This is a genomic window from Kitasatospora brasiliensis (assembly GCF_032654805.1).
Lineage (GTDB): Bacteria > Actinomycetota > Actinomycetes > Streptomycetales > Streptomycetaceae > Kitasatospora > Kitasatospora brasiliensis.
Map to the genome: position 1 here is coordinate 459,889 of NZ_JAUOOW010000006.1, position 25,705 is coordinate 485,593.

The 25,705-nt window shown below is 73.2% G+C and carries 19 protein-coding genes; 15 read left to right on the forward strand and 4 right to left on the reverse strand.

Annotation, left to right across the window (positions count from 1 at the left end):
• Nucleotides 1-252 precede the first annotated feature (252 nt).
• The 9 genes from QWJ13_RS24895 (at nt 253) to QWJ13_RS24935 (ending at nt 10,903) form a co-directional block, all read left to right on the forward strand.
• Nucleotides 253-1,419 carry a mechanosensitive ion channel family protein gene (locus QWJ13_RS24895; RefSeq protein ID WP_432277596.1) on the forward strand — a complete coding sequence of 389 codons (1,167 nt, stop codon included), beginning with the start codon at nt 253-255 and terminating at the stop codon, nt 1,417-1,419.
• Nucleotides 1,420-1,639: 220 nt separating this feature from the next.
• Nucleotides 1,640-2,830 (forward strand): ROK family transcriptional regulator, encoded by a 1,191-nt coding sequence (locus tag QWJ13_RS24900; RefSeq protein WP_316527165.1) that lies wholly within the window; start codon nt 1,640-1,642, stop codon nt 2,828-2,830.
• 135 nt (nt 2,831-2,965) lie between these two features.
• Complete coding sequence (locus QWJ13_RS24905) at nt 2,966-4,321, forward strand: ABC transporter substrate-binding protein (protein WP_316527166.1); 1,356 nt, start codon at nt 2,966-2,968, stop codon at nt 4,319-4,321.
• A 24-nt stretch (nt 4,322-4,345) separates the two neighbouring features.
• Entirely contained in the window at nt 4,346-5,362 is a 1,017-nt protein-coding gene (locus QWJ13_RS24910; RefSeq protein WP_316527167.1) for a carbohydrate ABC transporter permease, read from the forward strand.
• A gap of 20 nt (nt 5,363-5,382) precedes the next feature.
• A complete protein-coding gene (locus tag QWJ13_RS24915; RefSeq protein ID WP_316527168.1) occupies nt 5,383-6,291 on the forward strand; it encodes a carbohydrate ABC transporter permease in 909 nt (302 codons plus the stop codon).
• Between the two features lie 8 nt (nt 6,292-6,299).
• Complete coding sequence (locus QWJ13_RS24920) at nt 6,300-7,574, forward strand: 6-phospho-beta-glucosidase (protein WP_316527404.1); 1,275 nt, start codon at nt 6,300-6,302, stop codon at nt 7,572-7,574.
• A gap of 172 nt (nt 7,575-7,746) precedes the next feature.
• The gene (locus tag QWJ13_RS24925) at nt 7,747-8,766 is read left to right on the forward strand and encodes an N-acetylglucosamine kinase (RefSeq protein WP_316527169.1); all 1,020 of its coding nucleotides are present in this window, start codon (nt 7,747-7,749) and stop codon (nt 8,764-8,766) included.
• A gap of 114 nt (nt 8,767-8,880) precedes the next feature.
• On the forward strand, nt 8,881-9,432 hold the full coding sequence (locus QWJ13_RS24930; protein ID WP_316527170.1) for a hypothetical protein: 552 nt from the start codon (nt 8,881-8,883) through the stop codon (nt 9,430-9,432).
• A 367-nt stretch (nt 9,433-9,799) separates the two neighbouring features.
• Entirely contained in the window at nt 9,800-10,903 is a 1,104-nt protein-coding gene (locus QWJ13_RS24935; protein WP_316527171.1) for a hypothetical protein, read from the forward strand.
• A 57-nt stretch (nt 10,904-10,960) separates the two neighbouring features.
• Here the strand turns inward: QWJ13_RS24935 and QWJ13_RS24940 are convergent, their stop codons facing one another.
• Together QWJ13_RS24940 and QWJ13_RS24945 are read right to left on the reverse strand one after the other, a co-directional pair.
• Nucleotides 10,961-11,623 carry a response regulator gene (locus QWJ13_RS24940; RefSeq protein ID WP_316527172.1) on the reverse strand — a complete coding sequence of 221 codons (663 nt, stop codon included), beginning with the start codon at nt 11,621-11,623 and terminating at the stop codon, nt 10,961-10,963.
• On the reverse strand, nt 11,620-12,822 hold the full coding sequence (locus QWJ13_RS24945; protein ID WP_316527173.1) for a sensor histidine kinase: 1,203 nt from the start codon (nt 12,820-12,822) through the stop codon (nt 11,620-11,622). Before QWJ13_RS24945 ends, QWJ13_RS24940 begins: the two co-directional genes overlap by 4 nt.
• Nucleotides 12,823-12,955: 133 nt before the next feature.
• Between QWJ13_RS24945 and QWJ13_RS24950 the strand changes: the two genes are divergently transcribed.
• A complete protein-coding gene (locus tag QWJ13_RS24950) occupies nt 12,956-13,867 on the forward strand; it encodes an ABC transporter ATP-binding protein (RefSeq protein ID WP_316527174.1) in 912 nt (303 codons plus the stop codon).
• Nucleotides 13,864-14,730, forward strand: a complete 867-nt coding sequence (locus tag QWJ13_RS24955) for an ABC transporter permease (protein ID WP_316527175.1) — start codon at nt 13,864-13,866, stop codon at nt 14,728-14,730. Before QWJ13_RS24950 ends, QWJ13_RS24955 begins: the two co-directional genes overlap by 4 nt.
• Before the next feature lie 28 nt (nt 14,731-14,758).
• Here the strand turns inward: QWJ13_RS24955 and QWJ13_RS24960 are convergent, their stop codons facing one another.
• On the reverse strand, nt 14,759-15,520 hold the full coding sequence (locus QWJ13_RS24960; RefSeq protein ID WP_316527177.1) for a tyrosine-protein phosphatase: 762 nt from the start codon (nt 15,518-15,520) through the stop codon (nt 14,759-14,761).
• Between the two features lie 391 nt (nt 15,521-15,911).
• Here QWJ13_RS24960 and QWJ13_RS24965 point away from each other — a divergent pair, with 391 nt between their 5' ends.
• From QWJ13_RS24965 to QWJ13_RS24980, 4 genes are all read left to right on the forward strand, one after another.
• Nucleotides 15,912-17,027, forward strand: coding sequence for a PucR family transcriptional regulator (locus QWJ13_RS24965; protein WP_316527178.1), 1,116 nt, complete (start codon nt 15,912-15,914; stop codon nt 17,025-17,027).
• 415 nt (nt 17,028-17,442) lie between these two features.
• Nucleotides 17,443-18,153 (forward strand): OB-fold-containig protein, encoded by a 711-nt coding sequence (locus QWJ13_RS24970; RefSeq protein WP_316527179.1) that lies wholly within the window; start codon nt 17,443-17,445, stop codon nt 18,151-18,153.
• 98 nt (nt 18,154-18,251) lie between these two features.
• The gene (locus tag QWJ13_RS24975; protein WP_316527181.1) at nt 18,252-20,276 is read left to right on the forward strand and encodes a flotillin family protein; all 2,025 of its coding nucleotides are present in this window, start codon (nt 18,252-18,254) and stop codon (nt 20,274-20,276) included.
• A 46-nt stretch (nt 20,277-20,322) separates the two neighbouring features.
• Nucleotides 20,323-25,029 carry a DNA repair ATPase gene (locus QWJ13_RS24980; RefSeq protein WP_316527182.1) on the forward strand — a complete coding sequence of 1,569 codons (4,707 nt, stop codon included), beginning with the start codon at nt 20,323-20,325 and terminating at the stop codon, nt 25,027-25,029.
• Here QWJ13_RS24980 and QWJ13_RS24985 read toward each other — a convergent pair.
• Complete coding sequence (locus QWJ13_RS24985; RefSeq protein ID WP_316527184.1) at nt 25,007-25,495, reverse strand: hypothetical protein; 489 nt, start codon at nt 25,493-25,495, stop codon at nt 25,007-25,009. The genes QWJ13_RS24980 and QWJ13_RS24985 overlap by 23 nt on opposite strands.
• Between the last annotated feature and the right edge of the window lie 210 nt (nt 25,496-25,705).

Below are 25,705 nucleotides of genomic sequence, written 5' to 3' on the forward strand. Positions count from 1 at the left end.
CGGGGGCGCGGTTCGGCCGTCCGGAGCAGTGCCCTGACCGGCCGGGGCGGCTCCGGCGCCCGGGTCCGGGGGGAGCGCGCGGGAGCGTTGACGGGGCGTTCGGAACTCTCCGTGCGCTCTCGGGCACTCTCGTGCGAGGTTTTCGACCGGTCCGCCGGGGCAGGCGGGGCGGTTAGGCTTGCCCGCACGGTCCGCGGGCCGCTTGCCGGCGGACCCCGGGCCAGACACGCACCCAGCAAGGAAGGTCCGCACGTGTTCAGCTTCGGTGCCATCGGCCCGTCCGACGCGTCCTCGACGCTCGCCAACCCGACGCCGGCTCCGAGCCCGACCGCGCAGCTGCCGGAGCTCGACCTGCGGATACCGACCAGCGCGCAGGAGGTCTCGGACACCACCCGGCAGGCCGCCAGCTGGTTCGACACCCACTGGCAGGGCTGGCTGACCGGCGGGCTGCGGATAGTCTTCATCATCGCGCTGGCCCTGGTGCTGCGGGCCGTGGTGCGCAAGCTCATCACCCAGCTCGTGGCGCGGATGGCGCGCACCCACGAATCCCAGGAGGAGAGCCGGTTCGGCGGGCTGCTGGCCAACACCGGGGTGGTGAACACCGAGCGGCGCCAACAGCGCTCGGAGGCGATCGGCTCCGTGCTGCGCAGCGTGGCCTCGTTCACCATCCTGGGCACGGCGGCGCTGATGGTGCTCGGCGCCCTGGGGGTGAACCTGGCGCCGCTGTTGGCGAGTGCCGGTGTGGCCGGTGTGGCGATCGGTTTCGGCGCCCGCAACCTGGTCACCGACTTCCTCTCCGGAGTCTTCATGATCATGGAGGACCAGTACGGCGTCGGCGACGAGATCGACACCGGGGTGGCCAGCGGCACGGTGCTGGAGGTCGGCCTGCGGGTGACCAAGCTGCGCGGCTCGAACGGTGAGATCTGGTACATCCGCAACGGCGAGGTGAAGCGGATCGCCAACATGAGCCAGGGCTGGGCGACGGCCTCGGTGGACGTGCAGGTCGGCTACAAGGAGGACCTGACCCGGGTCGAGGACCTGATCCTGGCGACGGCCGAGGTGATGGCCAAGGAGGCTCCGTACGACGAGCTGATCTGGGCGCCGGTGTCGATCCTGGGCGTGGAGTCGGTCGCCCCGGAGTCGGTGGTGCTGCGGGTCGAGGCCAGGACGGCCCCGGGCAAGGCGGCCTCGGTGTCGCGGGCGCTGCGCCAGCGGCTGAAGGCCGCCTTCGACGAGGCCGGGATCAAGGTCAAGGAGGAGGCCCCGGCGGTCGGTGCGACCAACCTGGTGATCGCCCCCTCGCCGGTCCCGATCGCCGAGCAGGGCGCCCCGTCCGCCCTGGCCGACCCGGGCTCCCCCCGCTACCGGGCGACCGAGCCCATCCCGGCCGCGAAGGCCCCGGAGGACGCCAAGCCGTAGGCCCCGCGGCCCCTGGAACGGGACGAGAGCCCCGCTCCCGCTTCGGCGGGGGCGGGGCTTCGTGCTGCCCGGTAACGCTTCGGCATCCGACGCGGTACCGGCCATTGACACTCCGCCGAGACGGCCCGTACGGTCCTCTCCGAGCGACTGGAAAGTTTCCTAACAGTTCTTCAAAAACCCTCCGCACCCGTCGACCAGCCGAAAGAGGAGGATTCCGGGCATGACCAAGAGCACCGCCAAGGCCCCCCTCGCCGGCACCCCCAGCCTGCTGCGCGCCATCAACGACCGTGCCGCCCTCGAACTGCTGCTGGAGAACGGGCCGTTGTCGCGCACCCAGATCGGCGCCCTCACCGGGCTGTCCAAGCCCACCGCCTCCCAGCTGCTGGCCCGGCTGGAGGCGGCCGGGTTGGTCCTGCCGGTCGGCACCACGGCGGGCGGTCCAGGGCCCAACGCCCAGCTGTACCAGGTGAATCCGGCCGCCGGGTACGTCGCCGGACTGGACGTCACCAACAGCGAGATCCGGGTCGCCGTCGCCGACATCACCGGCACCACGCTGGCCGAGCACACCGTGCCGACCAAGGGCGTGCCGGCCGCCGGGACCGTCCCGACCGTCGCCGCCGCGGTGGCCGAGGCGGTCCGGGCCGCTGGGGTCCCCGAGGGTGGCCTGCGCACTGCGGCGATCGGGGTCGGCGGCGCCCCCGACCCGGTCACCGGCAAGCTGCGCTACGCCTCCCACCTGCCGGGCTGGCACTCGCCGCGGCTGGTCGAGGAGTTGACCGAGGCGATCGGCGCGCCGGTGTCGATCGAGAACGACGTGAACCTGGCCGCCGTCGCCGAGCGCTCCTCGGGCGCCGCGGCGGGCTTCGAGGACTTCGTCCTGCTCTGGGCCGGGGCGGGGGTCGGCGCGGCGATCGTGATCGCCGGGCGGCTGCACCGCGGCTTCACCGGCGGCGCCGGGGAGGTCGGCTACATGCCGCTGCCGGACTCCCCGGTCGATTGGGACGCCCGTCGCCGCAAGTTCGGCGGTTTCCAGGCCCTGGTCGGCGCACCCGCCGTGCGGGTCCTGGCCCGGGAGCACGGGCTCGGCGCGGCCACCGCGCAGGAGTCCATCGCCAAGGCGCTGGCCACCCCGGGCGCCGGCGACGCCTTCCTCGCCGAGCTGGCCGGGCGGCTGGCCGTCGGGCTGGCGGTGATCGTCGCCGTGGTCGACCCCCAGCTGGTCGTCCTCTCCGGCGTGGTGCCGAGCGCGGGCGGCGAGCGCCTGCGCGCCCTGGTCGAAGACGAGTTGGCGCGGGTCTCGATCGCCCGGCCGGAGGTCCGCAGCAGCGCCCTGCCCGGCTCGCCGGTGCTGCTCGGCGCCCTGCAACGTGCCCTGTCCGACGCCCGCGAGGCGGTCTTCTCCACCCACTGACGCCGTCCACGACCACTGCCGCCCCCACCGACGCTCCCCCTGTCACCTGGCTCCACCTGCACCCACCTCTCCCAACCCCGAACGCGGGATCCGAGGCAATGAGGCCTGCCCGCGCACCCCCAGGAGGACCCCGAAGTGCACGCCACCACCTCCCGCAGAGGCCGCCGCACCATCGCCGCCCTCGCCGGCAGCGCCGTCCTGGCCCTGCTCGCCTCCGCCTGCACCGGTTCCAGCGACTCGGGCGGCAACGACGACTCGGCCAGCGGCAAGGACGTGACCATCACCTTCTGGCACGGCTGGAACCAGGAGAACGAGGTCAAGGCGATCAACGACAACATCGCCGCGTTCGAGAAGGCCCACCCGAACATCCACGTCAAGGCGGTGGACGGCCTCGCGGACGACAAGATCAACCAGGCCCTGCGGGCGGGCGGGGCGGACGCGCCGGACGTGGTGTCCTCCTTCACCACCAACAACGTCGGCATGTTCTGCTCGACCAAGGCCTTCGTCGACCTCAAGCCGCAGCTCCAGAAGAGCGGCATCGACCCGGCCAAGACCTTCCCGGCGACGATGCTCGACTACACCCAGTTCCAGGGCAACCAGTGCTCGCTGCCGCTGCTCGGCGACGCCTACGGCCTGTTCTACAACAAGAAGGCCTTCGCCGCCGCCGGCATCGCCAACCCGCCGAAGACCTTCAGCGAGTTCGCCGACGCGGCCGCCAAGCTGACGGTCGCCGACGGCGACTCGTACAAGCAGCTCGGCTTCATGCCGCTGTACCACGGCTACGAGTCCACCACCGAGCACTACCTCGGCCAGTACGGCGCGAGCTACTTCGGCCCCGACGGCAAATCGAACCTCGCCACCGACCCGAAGGTCGCCGCGATGCTCACGTGGCAGAAGGGCCTGGTCGACCAGCTCGGCGGCTACGCCAAGCTGGAGAAGTACCGCGCCACCTTCGGCGAGGAGTTCAGCGCCAAGAACCCCTTCAACACCGGTCAGGTCGCGATGATCCTGGACGGCGAGTGGCGCACCGCCTCGCTCGCCAAGGACAAGCCCGACCTCGACTGGGCCACCGCGCCCTTCCCCGTCCCGGACGACCAGGCCGACACCTACGGCCGCGGCTACCAGACCGGCACCATCGTCGGCATCGCCAGCACCAGCAAGAAGCAGGCCGCCGCCTGGGAGTTCGTCAAGTACCTGACCACGGACACCGACGCGGTGGTCAACTTCGCCAACGCGATCCACAACGTGCCCAGCACCTTCGCCGCGCTCGACTCGCCGAAGCTGGTCAGCGACGCGAACTTCAAGACCTTCCTGGACGTCGCCAAGAACACCCACTCCAGCACCACCCCGCCGGCCGTCAACGGCGGCTCCTACATCACCACCCTGCAGAACCTCGGCTACGACTACGAGTCCGGCAAGCAGGGCGACCTCGCCGCGGGCCTGGCCGCCACGGCCAAGCAGATCGACACCGACATCGCCCAGGCCAAGTAGCCGGGAACGGTCCACGGAGCTCCCATGTCACTCGCGTTCGGCACCCGCAAGGGCAACGGCGACCGGGCCGGCGCGGGACCGACCGACTCGGCGGCGCCCTCCACGCAGCACCTGCTGCGCCGGAAGCGCCGCCGGGAGGCGGCCCGCACCCTCGCCTTCCTCTCCCCCTGGCTGATCGGGTTCAGCGTCTTCTTCGCCTACCCGCTGATCTCCACCGTCTACTTCTCCTTCACCTCCTACAACGGCTTCGGCACCCCGACCTTCAGCGGTCTGAAGAACTGGGACTACGTCTTCAACCACCTGCCGACCTTCTGGCAGGGCCTGCGCAACACCCTGTGGCTGGTCGTCGTGATGGTGAGCCTGCGGGTCGCCTTCGGCCTGGGCATCGGGATGCTCATCACCAAGGTGAAGACCGGCGCGGGCTTCTTCCGCACCGCGTTCTACCTGCCGTACCTGGCGCCGCCGGTGGCCGCGACCGTCGCCTTCGCCTTCCTGTTCAACCCCGGCACCGGCCCGGTCAACCACCTGCTCGGCGAGCTCGGCCTGCCGCAGCCCGGCTGGTTCGCCTCCGAGGACTGGTCCAAGCCCGCGCTCACCCTGCTCGCCATGTGGGGCATCGGCGATCTGATGGTCATCTTCATGGCCTCGCTGCTGGACGTCCCCCGGGAGCAGTACGAGGCGGCCGAGCTGGACGGCGCCGGACCCTTCCAGCGGTTCCGGTACGTCACCCTGCCGAACATCTCGCCGATCATCATGTTCGCGGTGGTCACCGGGGTGATCCAGACCATGCAGTACTACACCCAGGCGATCGTCGCCGGGAAGGTCGCCAGCGGCATCGCGGGCAACTCCGGGCAGCAGTTCGAGCCCGGCTACCCCGGCGGCTCCACCTGGACCCTGCCGCAGATGGTCTACAAGCTCGGCTTCCAGACCTACAACTACGGCGCGGCCTGCGTCGTCGCCGTGGTGCTGTTCGCCATCTCGATGGCCGTCACCTCGATCCTGCTCCGCCGCCGCTCCGGCTTCATGGCGAGCGACGACTAGCGGCCCGGGAGGACCCGATCATGACCCTTGGCACCACACTCACCAAGGGGCCGGCCACGGCCGTCCCCTCCCGGTCCGGCGGCCCCGCCGCCCGGGCCGCCCGGCGCCGCGCGTTCCTCCACTGGGTGGCCGTGCACACGGTGGCGATCGCCGCCGCGCTGTTCTTCCTGCTGCCCTTCGTCTTCGTCTTCCTCACCTCGGTGATGTCGGACGGGCAGGCGCTCACCACCGACTACTGGCCGAACAGTTGGAACTGGGGCAACTACGGCAAGGTCTGGGACACCCCCGGCTTCCTCACCTGGTGGCGCAACACCCTGCTGTACGCCGGGTTCGGCACCCTGCTGACCGTGGTCTCCAGCCTGCCGGTGGCCTACGCGCTCGCCAAGTTCCGCTTCCGCGGCCGCAATCTGGCGCTGATGGGGGTCATCGCGATGATGATGCTGCCCCCGCAGGTCACCGTCATCCCGATGTTCCTGTTCTGGTCCAAGCAGATGGGCATGGACGGCTCGCTCTGGCCGCTGATCATCCCGATGGCCTTCGGCGACGCGTTCTCCATCTTCCTGCTGCGCCAGTTCCTGATGACCATCCCCAAGGAGTACCTCGAAGCCGCCCGGATCGACGGCTGCGGCGACCTGCGCACCCTGCTGCGGGTGGTCCTGCCGATGGCCAAGCCGGCCATCGCGGCGGTCGCGCTGTTCCAGTTCTTCTACTGCTGGAACGACTACTTCGGCCCGCAGATCTACGCCAGCAACAACCACGAGGCCTGGACGCTCAGTTACGGCCTGGAGTCCTTCAAGGCCGCCCACCACACCAACTGGAACCTCACCATGGCCGCCACCCTGCTGGTGATGGCCCCGGTGATCGTCCTCTTCTTCTTCGCTCAGAAGGCCTTCATCGAAGGCGTGACACTGACAGGGGTCAAGGGCTGATGTCCGCACTGAAGTTGGCAATCGTCGGCGGGGGTTCGACGTACACCCCGGAGCTGATCGACGGCTTCGCCCGGCTGCGCGACACCCTGCCGATCGGCGAGCTGGTGCTGATCGACCCGGCCGCCGAGCGACTGGAACTGATCGGCGGCCTCGCCCGGCGGATCTTCGCCAAGCAGGGCCACTCCGCGATCGTCACGGTGACCACCGACCTGGTGGCTGGTGTCGCGGACGCCGACGCGGTGCTGCTCCAGCTGCGCGTCGGCGGGCAGGCGGCCCGCAACCAGGACGAGACCTGGCCGCTGGAGTGCGGCTGCGTCGGGCAGGAGACCACCGGCGCCGGCGGGCTCGCCAAGGCGCTGCGCACCGTCCCGGTGGTGCTGGACATCGCCGAGCAGGTGCGCCGGACCAACCCGGACGCCTGGATCGTGGACTTCACCAACCCGGTCGGCATCGTCACCCGGGCCCTCCAGAGCGCCGGCCACAAGGCCGTCGGGCTGTGCAATGTCGCGATCGGCTTCCAGCGCAAGTTCGCCGCGCACCTGAACGTCGAGCCGGAGCTCGTCCGGCTCGACCACGTCGGGCTCAACCACCTGACCTGGGAGCGCGGGGTGACCCTGCTGGACGGCTCCGCCGGCGGCCGGGAGGTGCTTCCGGAGCTGCTGCGCGACTTCGGCAAGGAGATCGCCGAGGACCTGCACCTGCCGCAGGCCGTCATCCAGCGCCTCGGCGTCGTCCCGTCCTACTACCTGCGGTACTTCTACCAGCACGACGCGGTGGTCGCCGAGCTGAAGGAGCAGGGCTCGCGGGCCGCGCAGGTGGCCGAGATCGAACGGCAGCTGCTGGAGCTGTACGCCGACCCCACCCTGGACACCAAGCCCGAGCTGCTCGGCAAGCGCGGCGGCGCCTTCTACTCGGAGGCGGCCGTCCAGCTGATCGGCGCGCTGCTCGGCACCGGCGGCGGCACCTCGGTGCAGGTGGTCAACACCCGCAACGACGGGGTGCTGCCCTTCCTGCCGGACGACGCCGTGATCGAGGTCCCGGCCGAGGTGGACGCCCGGGGCGTGCGCCCGCTGCCGCAGCGGCCCGTCGAACCGCTGTACGCGGGGCTGATCGCCGCCGTCACCTCGTACGAGCACCTCGCCCTCGACGCCGCCCTGCACGGCGGCCGCGACCGGGTCTTCGACGCCCTGCTCGCCCACCCGCTGGTCGGCCAGATCGAGCTCGCCGACCAGCTCACGGACCGGCTGCTCGCCCACAACCGCGAGCACCTCGCCTGGGCCTGACCCGGCCCGCTCCGGCCGCCCGCCGTCGCCTCCGAAGAGGTCGGCGGCGGGCGGCGCGAGGAGACCGTCCACCCCGGCCGGGGACCCTTCGGCCGGGCTCCCCGGCCGTTTTCGCGGCCGGGCACCCGGCCGACGACCACGGCCCGGGCCACGTACGAGCCGCGGGGACCTGATGACCCACCAGAGCGAACCACTCCTGCCCGGCGTCCTCGCCATCGACGCGGGAAACTCCAAGACCGACGTCGCCCTGATCGGCGCCGACGGCAGCGTCCTCGGCACCGCCCGCGGCGGCGGCTTCGAACCGCAGAAGATCGGCGGCGCGGCCGCGGTCGCCGGCCTCGCCCCGCTGGTCGAGCAGGCCGCCGCCGCGGCCGGCCACCCCGCCTGGAGCGGGGTGCTCACCAGCCACGTGAGCGCCTGCCTGGCCAACGCCGACCTGCCGGTCGAGGAGGAGGCGCTGCGCGAGGCCCTGGAGTCCCACCCCTGGGGGCTCGGCACCACCGTGGCCAACGACACCTTCGGCCTGCTGCGGGCCGGCACCGACGGCCCGCGCGGGGTCGCGGTGGTCTGCGGCGCCGGGATCAACTGCGTCGGTCTGCTGCCGGACGGCCGCACCGCCCGCTTCCCCGCCCTCGGCGAGCTCACCGGAGACTGGGGCGGCGGCTCGGGCCTGGCCACCAACAGCATGTGGCACGCCGTCCGGGCGGAGGACGGGCGCGGCGGGCCGACCGCTCTCGCCCGGGCCATCGCCGAGCACTTCGGCCTGCCCAGCGCCGGCGCCGTCGCCGAGGCCGTCCACCTCGGGCACCTGCCGGGCGCGCGGCTGCACGAGATAGCCCGGGTGCTGTTCGCGGTCGCGAACGAGGGCGACCCGGTGGCGCTGGAGCTGATCGACCGCCAGGCCGACGAGATCGTCCGGCTCGCCGTGGTGGCGCTCAGACGCCTGGACCTGCTGGACGTCCCCACCCCGGTGGTGCTGGGCGGCGGGGTGCTCGCCGCCCGGCAGCCGCTGCTGCTGGACAACGTGACGGCCCGGCTCGCCGAGGCCGCGCCGCTGGCCGAGCCGCGCGTCGTCGTCGCCCCGCCGGTGCTGGGCGCGGCGCTGCTCGGGCTCGACCACCTGGCGGCGGGCGCCGGGGCCCAGGCGCGGCTGCGCGAGGCGTACGGGGCGGCCCGGCCGCTGGCCGCCTGACGGCCGCTTCCCCCGCCGAACGGGTGCGTCCGGCGGGGGATGGGAACCGCGGCCCTGGCCCTCGTCGTGTCAAGCGGAGACCGTTGTCCGCCGCTTGCCGAAGAGACCCGCGCCATGGCCACCCCCCGACTCCTGTTCGCCGCCGCCCTGCTGGCCTGCGCCGGCGCGACCACCCTCACCGGCTGCACCCCCTCCGACGACGGCCCGACGGTGTCCGCCGCCTCCGCCGCCGCCCAGGCCGACGAGGGCGCCGACGACCTGCTGGACGACGACGACGAGTTGTTCGCCGAGGAGGAGGTGCCGTACTCCGCCGTCGCCGCACCCGCCTGCGCCGTACCCACCGTGGGCCCCGGTCACCAGATCCTCGTCGTCGTCACCGCCACCCCGGCCGAACTCACCGCCCAGCCGGCCCGGTTCGACTGCGCCCCCGCCCGCTACGAGCCCACCGGCAGCCCGGTCCACTACGGCTTCACGGCGGCGGGCGTCACCGCCACCCTGGCCGACGACCCGCACGACGTCCCCCTCGACGACCTGATCGCCCACCTCGACGACTGCCTCGCCGAGCGCGCCCCGGCCGGCCCCACCGCCTGCCACGGCAACACCTATGACGTCGTCCTGGACTCCCACGGCCGCATCATGCGCATCGCCGAAGTCCCGGGCCCCTGACCTGCGGTTTCACCGAAGCCCGCCGACTCGTCCCGGTGCATACGGTGTAGAAGCGCCTCTCAACTGTTGGCATTCGGCTGCGCTACACGCGTCGACCACCCCTCAGCTGGGGGTTTTTGACGTTCGCTACGCGCGCTGGGGCCTTCGTTGGGGCTGGTCTTACCTTTTCCGTCGTTGACCCTGTTTCGACAATTCTGCTTTGCTTCCGGCCGTCGGCGGAAACCGGCGCCCCATCCCCACGTCACTGACCGTTCATCACGGGCCGTCAGTTCCTCCGTGTTGCCGCCGTCGCACTTCCCCCCTTCGTCCCCACCGTGCCACCGCTCCCGAACCCGGGCGCGGTCGGCAGCAGAGAGGAACCCTCACGATGGGCATCTCCCCCACCTCCCGTCGGATGCGGCTGCGGGCCCTGACCGGGCTCAGCGCCCTGGCGCTGGCCGCCGCCGGCTTCGCCGCCGCTCCGGCCGCCCAGGCCACGCAGGCCGACAAGCCGTCCGGTGAGTTCGCCGGGCAGTCCCACCCGTACCGGCATGGCGTGCACCCGACCAAGGAGAACGCCGGCCAGTCGGCCAAGGCGGCGACCAACAACCTGAGCTACGGCGGCGGCGTGGACGGCATCGGTGTCACCACCGGCGCCCCGAAGGTCTACCTGATCTTCTGGGGCACCCAGTGGGGCACCCAGGGCACCAACTCGGCCGGGTACACCACGCTCTCCGGCGACCCGAAGGGCGAGGCGGTCCGGGCGCAGCAGCTGTTCAAGGGCCTCGGCACCAACAGCGAGACCTGGTCCGGCGTCATGACCCAGTACTGCGAGGGCGTCGCCACCGGCTCGACCAGCTGCCCGACCGGCTCCACCCACGTCGGCTACCCGACCGGCGGCGCGCTGGCCGGTGTCTGGGTCGACGAGTCCGCCGCCGCGCCGAGCCAGGCCAGCGGCTACCAGCTGGCCTCCGAGGCCGTGAAGGCCGCCGGTCACTTCGGCAACACCACCGCCGCGTCCAACCGCAACGCGCAGTACGTGGTGCTGTCCCCGACCGGCACCCACCCGGACGGCTTCAACACCCCGAACGGCGGCTTCTGCGCCTGGCACGACTACAACGGCGACACCACCCTGACCGGCGGCGCCGCCCCCTCCCCGTACGGTGACGTGGCGTTCACCAACGACCCGTACGTGACCGACATGGGCTCCTCCTGCGGCCAGAACTACGTCAACAGCGGCAGCGCGGGCACCCTGGACGGCGTGACCATGGTGTACGGCCACGAGTACTCGGAGACCATCACCGACCAGAACCCGGCGGGCGGCTGGACGGACTCGACCGGCTACGAGAACGCCGACAAGTGCTCCTGGAACGGCGTCGGCGGCACCGGGGGCTCGCAGAACGTGGCGTTCGCGACCGGCACCTTCGCGATGCAGGGCACCTGGTCGAACGGCGTCAGCGGATGCCAGATCTCGCACGCGATCGTCCACTGACGATCTGATCCACCGAAGCGCCGGGGTGGGCCCGCCCCGGCGCTTCGCCATGCGCTCCTACGGCGTGACCAGCCCGAACTCGTAGGCCTGGATGACCAGATGGACCCGGTCGCGGGCGTCGAGCTTGGTGAACAGCCGGGCGACATGGGCCTTGGCGGTGGCCACGCTGATGGTGAGCTCCGCGGCGATCTCCGCGTTGGACAGACCCCGGCCGACCAGGGTGAGCACCTCCCGTTCGCGCTCGGTGACGGCCTCGGCGACCGGCCTGCGGGGCTGGGCCTTGCCCGCCCCCTCCGGGCGGGCGGCGAACTCGCCGATCAGTCGGCGGGTGATGCCGGGGGCCAGCAGGGCGTCCCCGGCGGCGACCACCCTGATGCCGTCCAGGATGGTCTCCAGGGCGAGGTCCTTGACCAGGAAGCCGCTCGCCCCGGCCCGCAGCGCGCCGTACACGTAGTCGTCGTCGTCGAAGGTGGTGAGGACGAGGACGTGGGTGGGCAGGTCCGGGTCGGCGGTGATCCGGCGGGTGGCCTCGATGCCGTCCACCCCTGGCATCCGGATGTCCATCACGGCGACGTCGGGGCGCAGCCGGGCGACCAGTTCGACGGCCTCGGCGCCGTCGCCGGCCTCGCCGACCACCTCCAGGTCGGGGGCGTCGGCGATCAGCACGCGCAGGCCGGTGCGGATGAGCGGCTGGTCGTCGACCAGGACGACGCGGATCACGGGCCCACCTCCACGGGGTTCGGTTCGGCTTCCTCGGCCGGCAGCGGCAGTCGGGCGGCGACCAGGAAGCCGCCGCCGGGGCGCGGTCCGGCGCTGAACTCGCCGTGCAGCAGGGCGACGCGCTCGCGCATGCCGACCAGGCCGTAGCCGGTGCCGGGCGTGCCGGTTTCCGCTCCGGCGCCCAGGTCGGCCACGGTGACGTCGATCTCCCGTGTCCCGTACTCGACGGTGACGTGGCAGTCGCGGGTGCCGGAGTGCTTGACCACGTTGGTGACGGCCTCCTGGACGATCCGGTAGGCGGCGAGGTCCACCTCGGGCGGCAGCGGACGGGCCGGGCCGCGCCGGGTGAGCGCCACCCGCACCCCGGCGCCCGCCGCCTTCGCCGCCAGCCGCTCCAACTCGCCGACGCCGGGCACCACTTCGAGCGGCGCTGGCTCCCCCTCGCCCTGCCGCAGCGCGCCGAGCATCCGGCGCAGCCCGGCCAGGGTCTCCCGGCTGGTGGCCTCGATCGCCTCCAGGGCGCCCCGGGTCTCGGCGGGCTGGGTGTCCATGACCCGGCTGCCCATGCCGGCCTGGATCGCGATGATGCCGATGTTGTGGGCCACCATGTCGTGCAACTCCCGGGCGATCCGCAGCCGTTCGGCGGTGATCGCCTGCTCGGAGGCCCGGTCGCGCAGCGCCTCGGCGTGGGCGCGGCCCTGGTGCACGGTGTTGCCGACCAGCCAGGCGATCAGCACGGTGGCGGCGAAACCCGCGTAGGCGAACGGGTTGACGGGGAAGTCGTTGACGACGCCCCAGAGCAGCAGCCCCGCGAGGGTGGCGAGCGGCAGCGCCAGGGCGCTCAGCGAGAGCCACCGGGAGCGGGTGGCGGCGCAGTAGCCGACCACGCCGTCGGCGATCAGGAACTGGAGCCCCGTGGTCTCCGGGACGCCCCACATCCCGAGGGCGAAGATGCTGCCCGCGAGCGCCACCGCGATGGCGAGCAGCGGCAGCCGCACCAGCAGCGTCGCGACGAGGGTGCTGACCACGGCGGTGACCACCAGCGGCATGTCCTCGGGATTGCCGTGGTAGTCGAACAGGTGGCGCAGCTCGTCCTCGCGGGTGAAGAAGCGGAAGACGACCAGGCCGGTCCAGAGCGCCCCCACCCACACGCCCGCGGGCAGGCGCCTGAGCAGCGGCGGCCGGGGTTCGGTGATCATGACGCGATGCTAGCCGCGGCCCGTACGGCGGCGCATTGGCCCGGGGGCGTAATCCCGGGGGCGGGTCCGGCGGCCCCCGCTGTGTCCCGCCGCCCGATGCCGTGGCGGGGGCCCGGGCGGCAGCGTTGTCCCCGTGATCGAGATCGAACGACTGACCAAGCGGTACGGCGCCACCACGGCCGTCGACGGGCTGACCTTCACCGTGCGCCCCGGCGCCGTGACCGGCTTCCTCGGCCCCAACGGCGCGGGCAAGTCCACCACGCTGCGGATGATCCTGGGCCTCAACACCCCCACCGAGGGCAGCGTCACCGTGGCCGGCCGGCCCTTCGCGGACCGGCCGCGCGGCCTGCGGCACGTCGGCGCGCTGCTGGACGCGGGCGACGTGCACGGCGGGCGCAGCGCCCGGGCGCACCTGTCGGCGCTGGCCCGCGGCAACCGGATCCCGCTCGGGCGGGTGGACGAGGTGCTGGCGGAGGTCGGCCTCGGCAAGGCCGCCGGGCGGCGGATCGGCGGCTACTCGCTGGGCATGAAGCAGCGCCTGGGCATCGCGGGCGCGCTGCTCGGCGACCCGCCGGTGCTGCTGTTCGACGAGCCGCTGAACGGGCTGGATCCGGAGGGCGTGCTCTGGGTGCGCGGGCTGTTCCGGCGGCTCGCGGACGAGGGGCGGACGGTGTTCGTCTCCAGCCACATGATGGCGGAGATGGAGCACACCGCGGACCGGCTGGTGGTGATCGGCCGCGGCCGGCTGATCGCGGACGAGAGCCTCGCCGAGTTCTCCGCGCGCGACGCGGTCTCCTCGGTGGCCGTACGCGCCCCTGAACTCGACGCCCTGGAGCCGTTGTTGCTGGCCGAGGGCGCCGAACTTCGGCGCGCTGGGCCGGACTTCGGGATCGTCACCGGGCTGCCCGCCGCGCGGATCGGTGAACTCGCCGCGCGGCACGGCGTGGTGCTGCACGAGCTGGCCACCCGGACGTCGTCGCTGGAGTCGGCGTTCATGTCCCTGACCGCCGACAGTGTCGAGTACCCGGCTGGAGAGACCCGATGAGCACCCGCGAAGCCCGCGCCGAAGCCCGCCTCGAAGCCCGCCTCGAGGAACCGGCCCCGCGGTTCCTCGACCTGCTCGCCGCCGAGTGGATCAAACTGCGCTCGCTGCGCTCCACCTACTGGGTGCTGGCGCTGGCCTCGCTGGTGGCGATCGCCGTCAACGTGAACGCCGTCCACACCGACCTGACGTACATCGACCACCCGCCGCCGCGGCTGCCCGGACAGCCGCCGTACACGTACGACCCACTGTTCCACGGCCTCGGCAACATCGCGAGCGACCTGATGGCCGTCGCGGCGGGCAGCCTCGGGGCGATCACCGTGTTCGGCGAGTACACCACCGGCCTGATCCGCACCACCTTCGCCGCCGTCCCGGACCGGCGGGGCGTGATCGCGGCCAAGGTGCTGCTGATCGGCGGGATCACCGCGCTCGCCGGGATCGTGGTCTCGGCGGTCTCCTTCTTCGCTGTCAACGCGATGCTGGCCTCCCGGCACCTCGGCCTCTCCCTCGCCGACGAGGGCTGCCTGCGGGCGGTGCTCGCCTACGCGGCGATCGTGCCGGTCTGCGCGCTGATCGGGATGGCGCTGGGCGCCCTGCTGCGGCACGCCACCGCCTCGATCGTCTCCCTGGTGCTGCTGATGCTCATCCTGCCGATGATGTTCGGCGGCGACCGCTACCGCTGGCTGAAGGAGATCGGCACCCACCTGCCGCTGGCCACCGTCCAGCGGCTCACCATCAACCCCAGGTCCGCGACCACGATGGGGAAGTACGCGCCGAGCGTGCTGGACTCCTGGATCACCATGGGCCTCTGGGCGGCGGCCGCGGTCGCGGTGACGGCGCTCCTGGTCCGGCGGCGCGACGTGTGAGACGCCCGCGCCGCCGCCGTCGGGAGGGTCAGACCGCCGCGCCCGCCTTGGCGCGGAACGCCCCCAGGGTCGCCGCCGGGATGCCGCAGGCCGGGAGGAAGGCGGCCGCGCCGCCGTGGTGCGCGTGGACGCGGTCGAGGAAGACCGACATGGCCTCCGCCGGGGCCTGGAGGAGGGGCGCGGGGATGGTGAGGTTGCGGCCCTGGGAGTCGGTGACCCGCGAGGTGGAGCGGTGGTCGTTGAGGGCGGTGCGGTGGCGTTCGGCGAGGCCCTCGAAGATCTGCGGGAGGGCGTCGGCGGTGCGGGTGTAGTCGGCGACGATCCGCTCGGCGGGGACGTCGAGGAGGTCCAGCAGGAGCGCGGTCAGCAGGCCGGTGCGGTCCTTTCCGGCGGCGCAGTGCAGCAGGACGGCGCCGGGCCGGACGGCCGCGTCGACGGCCGCGGCCACCGCCTCGGGCGCGGACTCGGCGAGCAGGACGTAGAAGTCGCCCAGGTCGGCGGCCGTGGCCATGGTGCTCATCCGCGCGGTGAGGGCGTCGGTGGCGGGGTTCACCGGGGCGGCGACGACGGATATCCCGGCGGCCTCGGCCGCGGCCCAGTCCCCGGGGTCGGTCTCGCGCGGGTCGCGCAGGTCCACGACGGTGCGGATGCCGCAGCCGCGCAGCTGGGCGACGGTGGCCTGGTCGGCGGCCGGAAACGGCTGCGCGGAGCGGTACAGCACACCGGGGCGGACCCGACGGCCTTCGGGGTCGCCGAGGGCGGCGGCGTCGCGGAAGTTGACCAGGGACATGCGGGAGGCCTTTCGGTGGAGCCGCACCCGGGACGAGCAGGGCGCCCGGAGGGCGGGGCGTTCTGGGACGTCCAGATGTGTAACCCCTGCCGACGGCGCCCGGCAAGCCTCGATCGGCGCACCCCTTCCATCCCACCCCTGCCGGCGAGCTCGGGCCACCCGGGCCGGCCCGGGTCGGCGCGAGCCGGGCGAGGCCGAACGGGCCCGGCTCGGCGTGAGCCGGGCGAGGCCGAACGGGCCCGGCTCGGCGTGAGCCGGGCGAGGCCGAACGGGCCCGGCTCCGCGTGAGCCGGGCGAGGCCGAACGGGCCCGGCTCCGCGTGAGCCGGCCGAACGCGCCTTGGTAGATTCGGCGCCGAAATACCAGGCCGCACGGGGGTTGGCAGGACACGGTGACCGACGGGATCGACTTCGACATACCCACCGAGCTGGCCGAGGCCTACCTCGTCCTGCTCGCCGACGTCTCCCGCACCGGCCGGCTGCTGCGCCGCGACGAGCTGGAGCGCCTGCGCAAGCTCGGCGAGCACTGCGCCGAGGCCGGCTACGGGCTGCGCGAGGTGGTGTCGCACTGCCTGGCGGCGGCCCGGCGGGCCTGGCAGACGCTACCCGGGACGACCGCCGCGACCAGCGTCAACGAGCTGCGCCGGATGGGCGACGCGGTGCTCGCCGCCACCGATGCCGCCCTGGCCGCGCTGGGCGAGGGCCACGAACGGGCCCAACGCCTGGCGGTCCGTCAGGAAGAGGCGGCGCGGCGGGAGTTCATCGACGACCTGCTGTTCGGCCGCAGCGACCTCGGGCTGCTCGCCGAGCGCGCGGAGCGGTTCGGGCTGCGGCTGGCCGGCGCGTACACGGTGGCGGTCGCGGTCGGCGACGAGCCGTTCGCGGACGTGCATCCGCTGGTGCACCGGGTGGAGCGGGAGCTGGCCGGGCGGTTCGGCGAGCGGGACGTGCTGCTGGCCAGCAAGGACGGCCGGCTGGTGTGCATCGCCCCGGACTCCGAGCGGGCGGTGCTGGACGCCTTCGCCGACCTGACGCTGCGGCCCGGCACGGGCTACCGCCCGGTGCGGAGGGTGGCCACCGGCCGCCGGCACTCGGGGCCGAGCGGGGTGCTGCGCAGCTACGAGGAGGCGCTGGACGCCCTGGACTACGCGTTCCGCCTGGACCTGCCCGCCGAGCGGCTGAAGGCCGAGGAGCTGCTGGTCTTCCCGGTGCTGATGCGCGACCGGGCGGCCATGGCCGATCTGGTCCGCAGTGTGCTCGGCCCGCTGACCGAGGCGCGCGGCGGCGCCCGCCCGCTGCTGGACACCATCGCGGTGCAGGCGGAGGCGGCGTACGTGAACGCCGAGGCGGCGCGCCGACTGGGGCTGAGCGTACGGACGTTGAGCTACCGGCTGGAGCGGATCAAGGCGCTCACCGGGTACGACCCGGCGGACGCGCTCCAGCGCTTCACCCTGGAGACGGCGGCCATGGGGGCGCGGCTGCTGGACTGGCCGGAGCAGCCGATCTAGCCGGGGCCGCCGGTCCAGCCGGGGCCGGCGATCCAACCGGGGTCTCCGACCCGGCCGGAGCAGCCGGTCCAACCGGGGTCGGCGGCCGTCCGGCACTGGCCGGAACCTCCCTCTGGCGCGACCGCCGGCCACCCGCTACGGAACCCGCGGCAGTCGCCCCCGTCCGAACCGTCCGTCCACGACCGGCCGTTGCCGGTTCCTGCACGTCGGCGCCGTCGCCCAAACCCGTCGCGGCACAGCGGCGACCGTCCTGTTGCCCGGTTGTTGCACTGTCACGGGGGCCGCACGTACCAGGGTGTCAAAGCGGCGTAAAGATTGCCGGATCCTGGCAATGTGCGGTGGCCGTCCCGGCTGCCATGATCTTCCCGGCGCCGAGGTGCGGCGCCGGAGGAAAGGCAGGGGGTGCGTGGCCGGAATGGGAGGTTTCCTCACGGCCGCGCTGGCCTTTCCGACGGCGGTGTTCAGCTTCGCGCTGGTGGTGGTGGTCGGTTACTGGTTGCTGATGCTGTTCGGCGGCCTGGTCCCCGGCGCCGTGCACGGGGGGCACGGCGGCGGGCACCATGCGGACGTCGGACACGCGGGGCACGCCGGAGACGTCGGACACGTGGGGCACGGTGCCGGGGGGCACGATGCCGACGGGGGGTCCGACCGGCACGGCACCGGCCACCATGGAGGCGTGCTGGACGCGCTGGGGCTGGGCGGGGTTCCCGTGACGGTGGCGGTGTCGCTGCTGGTCGCGCTCGCCTGGTTCGTCAGCCTGTCCGGCACCGTCCTCACCTCGGGGGCACCGGCGCGCGGCGGCGTGTTCGTCGTCGCGCTGGTCGCCTCCTGGGCGGGCACCCGGGTGCTCGTCAGGCCGCTGTCGCGGCTCTTCCCGCAGGACCGGCCGGTCACCAGGGGGGATTTCGTCGGCCGGGTCTGCGTGATCCGGACCGGACGGGTGACGGCCGGCTTCGGCCAGGCCGAGGTCACCGCGGAGGACGGCTCCACCGCGATCGTCCAGGTCCGCACGGCGGAGCCCGAACCCGGCCTGACGGCCGGCCGGACCGCCCTGATCTTCGACTACGACGCCGAGGGCGAGCACTTCCTGGTGGCGCCCTTCGACCCGCCGTCCCAGCTCATCTGACATCTCGTCACATCTCTTTCGCTGCATCTCCTTTCGCTACGCCGCTCTTCACCGCATCTCTTTCGCACCAACTCGCCATCTCGTCAAAGGACTCCGTGATGGACACCATCGCCGTGGGTTTCGGCGTGCTCGTCGCCGTCGTGCTGCTCATCGTGCTCGCCATGCTGTTGTTCGTGGGCCGCCTGTTCCAGAAGGTCGAGCAGGGCAAGGCACTGATCGTCTCCCGGACGAAGAAGGTGGACGTGACCTTCACCGGCGCGGTCGTCCTCCCGGTGCTCCACAAGGCCGAGTTGATGGACATCACCGCGAAGACGGTGGAGATCCACCGGGCCGGCCGGGACGGTCTGATCTGCCGCGACAACATCCGCGCCGACATCCGGATCTCGTTCTTCGTCCGGGTCAACAAGACCGTCGAGGACGTCATCAAGGTCGCCCAGTCGATCGGCACCGCCCGGGCCAGCGACCCGCAGGCGATCCAGGAGTTCTTCGCCGTCAAGTTCGCCGAGGCGCTCAAGACCGTCGGCAAGCAGCTGGACTTCACCGACCTGTACACCCACCGGCACGAGTTCCGGGACCAGATCATCGCGGTCATCGGCACCGACCTCAACGGCTACACCCTTGAGGACGCGGCCATCGACCACCTGGAACAGACCCCGATGAACCAGCTGGACGCCGACAACATCCTCGACGCCCAGGGCATCCGCAAGATCACCGAGCTGACCGCGATCGAGCACGTGCGCACCAACGAGTACCAGCGCAACGAGCAGAAGGAGATCACCCGGCAGAACGTGGACGCCCGGGAGGCCGTCCTGGAGCTGGAGCGCCGCCAGGCCGACGCCGAGATCCGCCAGCGCCGCGAGATCGAGACGCTGCGGGCCAAGGAGGACGCGGTGATCGCCCGAGTGCAGGAGGAGGAGCGGCTCACCGCCCAGACCGCCTTCCTGCGCACCGAGGAACTGCTCGGGGTGCAGCGGGAGAACCAGGCCCGCGAGGTCGCGGTGGCGCAGAAGAACCGCGAGCGGGTCATCGCGGTGGAGAACGAGCGGATCGAGAAGGACCGCCTGCTGGAGGTCGTCGGCCGCGAGCGGGAGACCGAACTCGCCGTGATCGCCAAGTCGAAGGAAGTCGAGTCCGCCAAGCGCGAGGTCGCCGACGTGGTCCGCGAGCGGGTCGCGGTGGACCGCACCGTCGCCGAGCAGGAGGAGGCCGTCAAGACCCTGCGCGCCACCGAGGAGGCCGAGCGCGTCCGCAAGGCCGTGGTCATCCAGGCCGAGGCCGAGGCGCAGGAGAAGCTCGTCAAGGACATCAAGGCCGCGGAAGCCGCCGAGCAGGCCGCCACGCACAAGGCCCGCGAGGCGCTGGTGCTGGCCGAGGCCCGGCAGCAGGCCGCCGAGCTGGACGCGGCCGCCAAGATCCGGATGGCCGAGGGCATCCGGGCGGAGGCCGCCGCCGAGGGCCTGGCCAAGGTCCAGGTGCGGGAGCAGGAGGCCGCGGCGGTGGAGAAGGTCGGCCTCGCCGAGGCCGTCGTCCAGGCCGAGAAGGCCAAGGCCGCCGCGCTGGAGGTCGGCGCCAAGCTGAAGGCCGAGGCCGAGGGCCTGACCGAGAAGGCCGCGGCGATGGCCAAACTGGACGACGCCTCGCGCGAGCACGAGGAGTACCGGCTGCGGCTGGCCGCCGAGAAGGACGTCCGACTGGCAGGGCTGGACGCCCAGCGGCAGATCGCCGAGGCCCAGGCCGCCCTGGTCGCGACCGGGCTGGAGAAGGCGAAGATCGACATCGTCGGCGGGGACTCGGTGTTCTTCGACCGGCTGGTCCAGTCGGTGACGGCCGGCAAGAGCGTGGACGCCTTCGTCGGACACTCGCAGACCGCCCAGACCCTCGCCGGCCCCTGGCTGGACGGCCGGGCCAGCTTCACCGACGACCTCACCAAGGTGCTCTCCTCGGTCTCCACCGCGGACGTGCAGAACCTGACGGTGTCCGCGCTGCTGATGAAGCTGATCGGCTCGGGCACCGGCGGCCAGGCCGGCCAGCTGCGCCAACTCCTGGAGTCGGCACGACAGCTGGGCATCGCGGAGACCCCGATCGGGACGCTGGCCGGCGCTTCGGTCAACGGCTCCAAGTAGCATCCGGCCGTCCGTAACGATCCGCTGAGCACCTGAGGAAGCAACCGTGACCGTGGACGCCCTCGACGCCCGGCTCGACACCGGCACCTACGAGGTCCTGCGCGACCGGCTCGCCCGAGCCGCCGCCGAACTCGCCGACCGGGCCCAGGCGTTGAACGCCCGCCGGGTCGCCGAGTTCGGCGGCGGGGAGCTGCGACTGGCCGGCACCGGACGGCTCACCACCGCCCGGGCCTGCCTGCCGCAGGACCTCACCGCCGTCGGCGGACTGCTGCTGCTCGCCACCCGCGGCGCCGAACCCGCCGACGGCGAAGGCGACTTCACCGACCTCCTCGGCCTGCACCACCCCGACCTCACCCCCGCGCCCGCCGAGGGCACCCTGCTGGACGACCCCCGGCTCCGCCAGGACCTCGCCGACCTGCGCCGCTACTTCCGCGACGCCCGGCTGGAACGGCTGCGCCCGGTGGACGGCCGGCTGCTCGCCGTCTTCCGCACCGGCCCGGCCGCCACCGACGTCCGGGTGCTGCGCTGGCGCCTGGACGACGAGGCCCAGGCCTCGTACCTGGACGGGCGCGGCGAACGCGACCACACCCCCGCCGCCGGCCAACAGCTGCCCTGGACCAGCCTCACCCGGGACGACCAGCTGCCCGCCGGCCCCGGCCGCCCGCCCCGCGCCGACCTGGCCGGCGAACTGCTGGTCGGCGTCGACGGCGGCCGGCTGACCATCGCCGCCCCGGACGGCCGGGAGCTGCACCACGAACCACTGGCCGAGGCCCTCCAGACCCTCGCCGACGCCCGGATCGCCCACGCCCGGCTCGGCACCCTGCTGCTGGTGCGGGTGCGCCCGTACCAGGAGGAGACCGAACGGCACCTGGTCGTCCACCTGCCCACCGGCACGGTCACCCGGATCGACGCGCTCGGCCAGGCCTGCCTGCGGCTGCCCGCCGACCAGGGCGTCGCCTTCCCCGGCGGCTGCCACCTGGTGGACGGCACCGTGCGCACCTTCGACCAGCCCGTCGACGGCCTGCTGTACGAGCGCACCGTGGTCTCGCCCAACGGCGAGGACGTGCTGTACGAGTTCCGCTCCCCCGCCGACGGCCGCGCCCTGCTCCAGCCGTACAACAGCGTCCGCCAGGAGGCCGCCGCCCCGCTGCCCTGCCAGGGCTACGCGCTGCTCGCCGACGGCACCCTCATCGCTCTGCGCCCGGCCGAGGACGGTCCGACCCGGCTGCACCCCGTCCAGCTCTGGCAGACCCCGTTCACCAGCGAGCGCTTCGCCGCCGAACAGCCGCCCGGCACCGGCCCGTTGGCCCGGATCGGCAACGCCGACCTGGTCCGCGGCCTGGCCGACTGCCTGGCCCTGGCCCGGCTCGCCGCGGCCGGCGCCGACACCCCGGCCGGCCATCAAGCCGTCCTCTCCGCCTGCACCCGCACCGCCGACCGGCACCACTGGCTCGGCCAAGGCGGCCTCGGCGACCTCGCCGCGCCGCTCACCGAGATCCGCGACACCGCCCGGCAGGTCATCGCCGAGTACGAGGCCGTCGCCCAGCTCACCGCGCACGCCGCCCGGCAGAGCGACGAGACCGCCGAGCACGTCGAAGGACTGCTGCGCACCGCCCGCGGCGAGACCCTGGCCGACGCCGCCGAGTGGGTCGACCGGCTGGCCGGACTGCGCCGCGCCCAGGGCCGCGTCGAGGCGCTGCGCGACCTGCCGCGCGTCGATCCGCAGCGGATCGACGCGCTCGCCGCCCACCTCGCCGAAGGCCTCGCCGAGGCCGCCGACCGCGCCATCGGCCAACTCGCCGAACCGACCGCCTTCGAACCGCACCGACACCGGGCCGGCGAGCTGGCCGAGCGCTGCGCCGCCATCGCCACCGCCGCCGAGGCCGAGCCGCTGGGCCTCGAACTCGCCACCCAGAGCGAGGCCTTGCAGACCGTCTCGGAGCTGGTCGGCACCCTCGACCTGGCCGACGCCACCACCCGCACCGCGATCCTCGACCGGCTCGCCGACGTCCTCGGGCTGCTCAACCGGGCCCGCTCCACCCTGACCGTACGCCGCCGGGAACTGCGCACCCACGAGGCCTCCGCCGAGTTCGCCGCCGAGACCGCCCTGCTCGGCCAGGCCACCACCGCCGCGCTCGCCGCCGCCGACACCCCCGAGAACTGCGACGAGCAGCTCGGCCGACTGCTGCTGCGGATCGAGCAGTTGGAGACCCGCTTCGCCGACGCCGACCCGGCCCTCGGCGAGCAGCTCGCCGGCCGGCGCACCGAGATCCACGACGCGCTCACCGCCCGCCGCCAGCACCTGCTGGAGGAACGGGCCCGGCGCGCCGACCGGCTGGCCGCCTCCGCCGAGCGCATCCTCGACACCCTGCACCGCCGGCTCGCCGCCCTCGGCAGCCAAGAGGAGATCGAGGCGGCCCTCGCGGCCGACCCGACCTCCGTCAAACTCCGCGACCTCGCCGGGCAGTTGACCGCGCTCGGCGACCGGGTCCGGGCCGAGGAACTCACCGGACGACTGCGCGCCGCCCGCGGCCTCGCCCTGCGAGCGCTGCGCGACCGCACCGACCTCGCCGGAGACGGCCCCGGCACCCTGCGCCTGGGCCGGCACCTGTTCGCCGTCACCACCCAGCGACCCGAACTCGCCCTGGTCCCCTGGCGCGGACGCCCCGCCTTCACCCTCACCGGCACCGACTACCGCTCCCCCGTCACCGACCCGGCCTTCGCCGCCACCGAGCGCTACTGGGACCAGCCGCTGCCCTCGGAGACCCCGCGGCTCTACCGCGCCGAATACCTCGCCGCGAGCCTGCTGCCGGCCGCCGACCCGGGCTCGCTCTCCCCCGACAGCGACCTGCTGGAGTACGTCCGGCGAGCGGCCGAACAGCGGCCCGACGAGGGCTACCAGCGCGGCGTACACGACCACGACGCGGCGCTACTGCTCCGCGCCCTGCTCGAACTCGGCGCCGAGGCCGGACTGTTGCGCCACCCGGCGGGCGCCCGGGCCGCCGCCCAGCTGTACTGGGCGCACGGCACCGACGAACGGCAACGGCTGCTCTGGCACACCCGCGCCCGCTCGCTGAGCCTCGCCCGGGAGGCATACGGGCCGGTCCCGGCGCTGGACGCCCTCGCCGACGAACTCAGCGCCGCTGTCGACGACTTCGCCCCCGGCGCGGAGCCCGCCGGCGCCTACCTGGCGGCCGAACTGGCCGCCGCGACCCCCAGCTTCGCCCACTCGGCGGGCGCCGCCGCACTGCTCGACAAGTTCCACGCCGCCCCCGAGTCGGCCGGCCTCACCGAGGCGCTGGCCGCCCTGCCCGAGGACCCCTCGCTGCTGCCCGTACGGCGCCAACTGGCCGCCTCCTGGCTGGAGTCCGGCGCCCGCGACGCCGACCGGGGCGACCTCACCGAGGCCGCCGCCGTCCTGCTCTGCCCGTCCCTGCCGCGCCGCCTGGCCGAGGGGGCGGTGGCCGCCCGGATCACCGGACTGCTCGGCGACCACCCCCGGATCCACGGCGGCGCACTGGACCTACGGCTGGACGACCTGCTCGCCCGGGTCGGCGAGTTCGAGCGGGTCGAAGTACCCGGCTACCGGTCCTACCAGCGGCTGCGCGGCGAACTGCTGGCCGCCGAGCACGCCCGGCTGCGGCTCGACCAGTACCGGCCCGCCCCGCTCAACGGCTTCGTCCGCAACCGGCTCATCGACCAGGTGTACCTGCCGCTGGTCGGCGACAACCTCGCCAAGCAGCTCGGCACCGCGCAGTCCGGCGGACCGGTCGACCGCAGCGGCCTGCTGCTGCTGGTCTCCCCGCCCGGCTACGGCAAGACCACCCTGGTCGAATACCTCGCCGAGCGGCTCGGCCTGCTGCTGGTCTCCGTCAGCGGCCCCGCCCTCGGCCACCGGGTCACCTCGCTGGACCCGGCCGAGGCCCCCGACGCCACCTCCCGGCGCGAGGTCGAGAAGCTCAACTTCGCCCTGCACGCGGGCGACAACGTGCTGCTCTACCTGGACGACGTCCAGCACACCTCGCCCGAGTTCCTCCAGCGGTTCATCCCGCTCTGCGACGCCCAGCGCCGGATCGACGGCGTCTGGGACGGCGAGGCCCGCGAATGGGACCTGCGCGGCAAGCGCTTCGCCGTCGTCATGGCCGCCAACCCGTACACCGAGTCCGGCCGCCACTTCCGGCTGCCCGACATGCTCGCCAACCGCGCCGACGTCTGGAACCTCGGCGACGCCGTCGCCGGGCGCGAGGACCTCTTCGCCCTCAGCTTCGTCGAGAACGCCCTTCCCGCCAACCCCCACCTGGCCCCGCTCGCCACCGCCGAACGCGCCGACCTCGACACCCTGCTCGCCCGCGCCGCCGGACAGCCCGGTGGCACCCTGGCCGGCGCCTGGCCCGCCGCCGAGGTCGAGCGGATGACCGCCGTCCTCGCCGGCCTGCTCCACCTGCGCTCCACCGTCCTGGCCGTCAACCGCGCCTACCTCGCCTCCGCCGCCCAGGACGACCGCACCCGCACCGAGCCCCCGTTCCTCCTCCAGGGCTCCTACCGCAACATGGCCAAACTCGCCCAACGCCTCGACCCGGCCCTCACCCGCCCCGAACTCGACGCCCTCCTCACCGACCACTACCGCGCCGAGGCCCAGCCCTTGGGCGCGGACGCCGAGGCCCAGCTGCTGAAGCTGGCGGAGCTGCGGGGGATGCTCACGGAGGAACAGGCCGCCCGCTGGGCCGAGCTCAAGGCCGGACGTCGTCAATGAGCTCCAACCACAGATCGAGCGTGGGTGCCGCGAACTTGAACATGTGGTCGGAGCCACGCAGTCGCTCGTAGGAGGCAACCAGCAGGTGCGCCACCCGCTCGGTCTCCGCCGGGAGCATGCCGGCGATCAGCTCCCTCCACTTCGGCGAGGTCCTGCTCCCGTCGTGGAGCGTCTCCAGCGGAAGTGACCGGCAGGCCGCCCAGGTCACCGGCTCCGGCGCGTACTCCAGGAGCTTGAAGCACCCCTTGTCGTGCTGCTTGAGGATGCGGGAGATCACCTTTCCGGTCTCCCGCCGGGCCTCCACAGCGCGCTGGATGCCGATGGCGTGCAAACCCTCGTGCACCAGGCCGCGGCAGGCCGGGCCGGTGGTGTCCGACCACAGCACGTCCAGGCCCTCGTCCGTCTGGAGCTGGTTGCTCAGCTGCGGGCTCGGCGGTGGCGAGAGCGCGGCCGGCGAACGGAACACGTCCGCAGGCGTGAACCGGTGCGGGCCGGACACGATTCCCCGCCGGGGATCGAAGTAGCTCCCCTCCAGCTGGAATTCGATCCGGACTCGGAGGAGATGAGGGCAGCGCGCAAGGTTGTCCTGCGGCACCAGGGGATTGACGTTGTGAGCCGCCTGACCTCCGGTCCGCTTGCCCTACCACCACACGATTCCCCCCTTCGAGGCATCTTC

Excerpts from the sequence above, each read along its gene's own strand:
- QWJ13_RS24910 (WP_316527167.1), top strand. The coding sequence starts at position 4,346 with ATGTCACTCGCGTTCGGCACCCGCAAGGGCAACGGCGACCGGGCCGGC.
- QWJ13_RS24930 (WP_316527170.1), top strand. The coding sequence starts at position 8,881 with ATGGCCACCCCCCGACTCCTGTTCGCCGCCGCCCTGCTGGCCTGCGCC.
- QWJ13_RS24955 (WP_316527175.1), top strand. The coding sequence starts at position 13,864 with ATGAGCACCCGCGAAGCCCGCGCCGAAGCCCGCCTCGAAGCCCGCCTC.
- QWJ13_RS24945 (WP_316527173.1), bottom strand. The coding sequence starts at position 12,822 with ATGATCACCGAACCCCGGCCGCCGCTGCTCAGGCGCCTGCCCGCGGGC.
- QWJ13_RS24935 (WP_316527171.1), top strand. The coding sequence starts at position 9,800 with ATGGGCATCTCCCCCACCTCCCGTCGGATGCGGCTGCGGGCCCTGACC.
- QWJ13_RS24960 (WP_316527177.1), bottom strand. The coding sequence starts at position 15,520 with ATGTCCCTGGTCAACTTCCGCGACGCCGCCGCCCTCGGCGACCCCGAA.
- QWJ13_RS24970 (WP_316527179.1), top strand. The coding sequence starts at position 17,443 with ATGGGAGGTTTCCTCACGGCCGCGCTGGCCTTTCCGACGGCGGTGTTC.
- QWJ13_RS24915 (WP_316527168.1), top strand. The coding sequence starts at position 5,383 with ATGACCCTTGGCACCACACTCACCAAGGGGCCGGCCACGGCCGTCCCC.
- QWJ13_RS24900 (WP_316527165.1), top strand. The coding sequence starts at position 1,640 with ATGACCAAGAGCACCGCCAAGGCCCCCCTCGCCGGCACCCCCAGCCTG.
- QWJ13_RS24975 (WP_316527181.1), top strand. The coding sequence starts at position 18,252 with ATGGACACCATCGCCGTGGGTTTCGGCGTGCTCGTCGCCGTCGTGCTG.
- QWJ13_RS24925 (WP_316527169.1), top strand. The coding sequence starts at position 7,747 with ATGACCCACCAGAGCGAACCACTCCTGCCCGGCGTCCTCGCCATCGAC.